At 63.1% G+C, this 3,161-nt stretch carries 4 protein-coding genes; 1 reads left to right on the top strand and 3 read right to left on the bottom strand.

Annotated elements, in window-relative coordinates; genetic code table 11:
* From VFL62_RS02455 to VFL62_RS02445, 3 genes are all read right to left on the bottom strand, one after another.
* Nucleotides 1-628 (bottom strand): ABC transporter ATP-binding protein (locus VFL62_RS02455; RefSeq protein WP_325170793.1); only part of this gene is annotated, 628 nt, incomplete at its 3' end.
* Complete coding sequence (locus VFL62_RS02450) at nucleotides 625-1,413, bottom strand: ABC transporter ATP-binding protein (RefSeq protein WP_325170792.1); 789 nt, start codon at nucleotides 1,411-1,413, stop codon at nucleotides 625-627. The genes VFL62_RS02455 and VFL62_RS02450, both read right to left, overlap by 4 nt.
* Before the next feature lie 69 nt (nucleotides 1,414-1,482).
* Nucleotides 1,483-2,346, bottom strand: coding sequence for an IclR family transcriptional regulator (locus tag VFL62_RS02445; RefSeq protein WP_325170791.1), 864 nt, complete (start codon nucleotides 2,344-2,346; stop codon nucleotides 1,483-1,485).
* Nucleotides 2,347-2,566: 220 nt separating this feature from the next.
* On the opposite strand from VFL62_RS02445, the gene VFL62_RS02440 reads away from it, so the two are divergent.
* Nucleotides 2,567-3,161, top strand: a 595-nt coding sequence (locus tag VFL62_RS02440) for an enoyl-CoA hydratase/isomerase family protein (protein ID WP_325170790.1), incomplete at its 3' end; no start/stop codon positions are given.

The raw sequence follows: 3,161 nt of genomic DNA, 5'->3' as shown, positions 1-3,161 counted from the left end.
CGATCACATAGGCATGGTCGGCAATTTCCAGCGCGAGCTGGGCGTTCTGTTCGACCACCAGGATCGTCACCTTGTCCTCGCGGTTGATCTTGCCGAGAATCTTGAAGAGATCGCGCACGATCAGGGGCGCAAGCCCGAACGAGGGCTCGTCCAGCAGCATCAGCCGCGGCCGCAGCATCAGCGCGCGCGCCACCGCCAGCATCTGTTGCTCGCCGCCGGACAGCGTGCCGGCCTGCTGAGCCTGACGCTGCTTGAGCACCGGAAAATGCGCGTACATGCGTTCGATGTCGGATGCCACGCCGGCCTTGTTTCGGGTGATGGCGCCGAGCTGGAGATTTTCTGCGACCGTCATGGTGGTGAAGGTACCGCGACCCTGCGGCACATGGGCAATCCCGAGACGTACGATGTTTTCGGTCGAGCGGCTGGTCAGCGGCGCGCCATCGAATTCGATCGCGCCCGTGGTGCGCACCATGTTGCAGATCGCGCGCAAGGTCGTTGTCTTGCCGGCGCCGTTGGCGCCCAGGAGCGTGGTCACGCTGCCTTCGTTGAGCGTGAATTCGAGCCCATGCAGCGCCTGGACCTGGCCGTAATAGGCGTTGAGCGCCTTGATGTTGAGGAGCGCGGTCATTGGTCCTTGCTCCCGAGATAGGCCTTGATCACATCGGGATCGGATTGCACGACGGCGGGCGTGCCCTCGGCGAGCTTGCGGCCGAAGTTCAGGGCCACCACGTGGTCGGCGATCGACATCACAAGCCCCATGTGATGTTCGACCAAGAGCACCGTGATCTTGCGGTCGTTGCGAATGCGGCGGATCAACTCGCCGAGGGCATAGACCTCTTCGTGGTTGAGGCCGCCGGCCGGTTCGTCGAGCAGCAGGATCTTGGGCTCGGCGGCCAGTGCGCGCGCCAGTTCGACGCGCTTCTGGGTGCCGAACGGCAGGCCCGATACGATGTTGCGAGCGACATCGCCAAGTTCGAGGTAGTCGAGGATTTCGTCGACACGTGCATTCAACGCGGCTTCGCCGCGGCGGACCTGAGGCAGGCGTAGCGAATCGCTGATGATATCGCTTTGGGTGCGTGCATGCGCGCCGATCCTGACATTGTCGAGCACCGAGAGGTTGGAGAACAAGGCGACATTCTGGAAGGTGCGGCCGATGCCGATTTCGGCGATGCGGTGCGGCGGCCGGCCGAGGATGCTGACGCCCTCCATCAGGATGTCACCGGCGCTTGGCTGGTAGAGCCGGCTCAGGCAGTTGAACAGCGTGGTCTTGCCGGCGCCGTTCGGGCCGATGAGGCCGAGAATCTGTCCCTGCTGCATCGCGAAGGAAACGCCGTTCAACGCGACGATGCCGCCGAACGTCACGCTGACGTCGCAAACCGCAAGGAGGGGAGATGCAGCCGGGGTGCCGGTCATCGTTCCCCGCACCGGCAGGCTATCCGGTCGGAACCAAAAGGCGCTTTTGCTGCATCAGAACGGCAAAGGCTACCTGATCCCCTCAACCACTCGCGCAACTTTCCCTCCTGCTTTCAGTTTCCGCCCCTCTTGTTTTTTTACTTGCGGCGCTATTCCGCCGAGTGCGGCTTCGATGGTCCGGACCATGCTCAAGAGACGCGGCCCGATATCGTTGCGCAGCCGGTCTTCGGTAAAACGAAACGCCGGCGCGCCGCAGTTAAACGCATATGGGCCGGTTCCGTCATTGAGCTTTAGTGCTACGCCGACGGCGGCAATGTCGTCGTGCCATTCGCCCGCCGAAATCGCAAAGCCGTATTTGGCGACGGTTTCTCCGGCGCGTTCGAGGCCGTCGCGCATCTTGGTCCAACGCGCGCCGTAATATTCCCGCAGGTCGCGCGACAGCGTGTTGCGCTCCTCCTCAGGCAATGCCCAGAAATAGGCCCGGCCCATCGCGGTGGTCGCGATCGGAATGCGCGAGCCGACATCGAGCTGGACGCCGATCGTCATGCCGCGACTCTGGCCGAAATAGATCATGCTGAGGCGGTCGCGGCCGCCGATCGCGACCGCGCCGCCGGTCTCGCGCATCAGTTCTTCGCGGTAGGGTTCCGACAACTGGCGGACGCCGAGATTGGTGAGCGCAGCATAGCCGAGCGCCATGGCTGCCGGCGCCAGCTGATATTTCTCAAAGCGCGGAACCGGCGTCAGGTAGCCAAGTTTGGTGAGCGTATAGGTCAGCCGCGAGACGGTCGGCTTGGGCAATTTGGTGCGCGCGGCGATCTCCTGATTGCCGAGCAGGCCATCATTCGGCTGGAACGCGCGCAACACATCGAGACCGCGGGAAAGCGCAACAACAAAACTGCGATCGGTCGCCACTTTCTTGCCTTGACGCTTCATGGTCCAACGCCGACGCTCTCGTTCGCTACTTTCGTACCCGCGAGTTCAACATGCGAATGTCAAACCCAAAGCCTGCGACGGTGTCGCGACGGCTTTGTTGACAAGGGACGTGCTTCAAAATAACCCTCCCTGTCAAGATGCGGAATTCAATTCCGCAATGCGGAATAATCGAGTCAGCTGGAAGTCAGCTGCGCAAGAACAGATCCCAAGGAGAGTTGCCGTGAGTGAAGTGGTCAGGCTTGAGCGTCATGACGTGGTTGCCGTCGTCACGGTCGACAGTCCGCCGGTCAATGCGCTGAGCGTCGCGGTGCGCGGCGGCATCCTGGATTGCGTCAAGCGCGCCATTGCCGATTCCGAAGTCAAGGCGATCGTGCTGACTTGCGCGGGCCGCACCTTCATCGCCGGCGCCGACATCACCGAGTTCAACAAGCCGCCGGTTCCGCCGAGCCTTCACGACGTGCTGGACGTGATCGAGAATTCGCCAAAGCCGATCGTGGCGGCGATCCACGGGACCGCGCTCGGCGGCGGGCTCGAGGTCGCGCTTGCCTGTCACTACCGCGTCGCAGTCAAGGACGCGCGGCTTGGGCTACCCGAAGTGAAACTTGGCATTCTGCCCGGCGCCGGCGGCACGCAGCGCCTGCCGCGCGCGGTCGGACCGGAGCTCGCGGTCAAGATGATCGTCGGCGGCGATCCGATTTCCGCGTCCGACGCCTTGAAGAACGGCTTGATCGAGGAAATCGTCGAAGGACCCGCCGCCGGTGGCGAGGCCTTCGCCCGAAAGGTGCTGGCGGAAAACCGTCCCTTGCGCAAATTGC

The organism is Bradyrhizobium sp., assembly GCF_035701725.1.
Lineage (GTDB): Bacteria > Pseudomonadota > Alphaproteobacteria > Rhizobiales > Xanthobacteraceae > Bradyrhizobium.
This window is presented reverse-complemented; position numbering and strand designations above follow the sequence as displayed.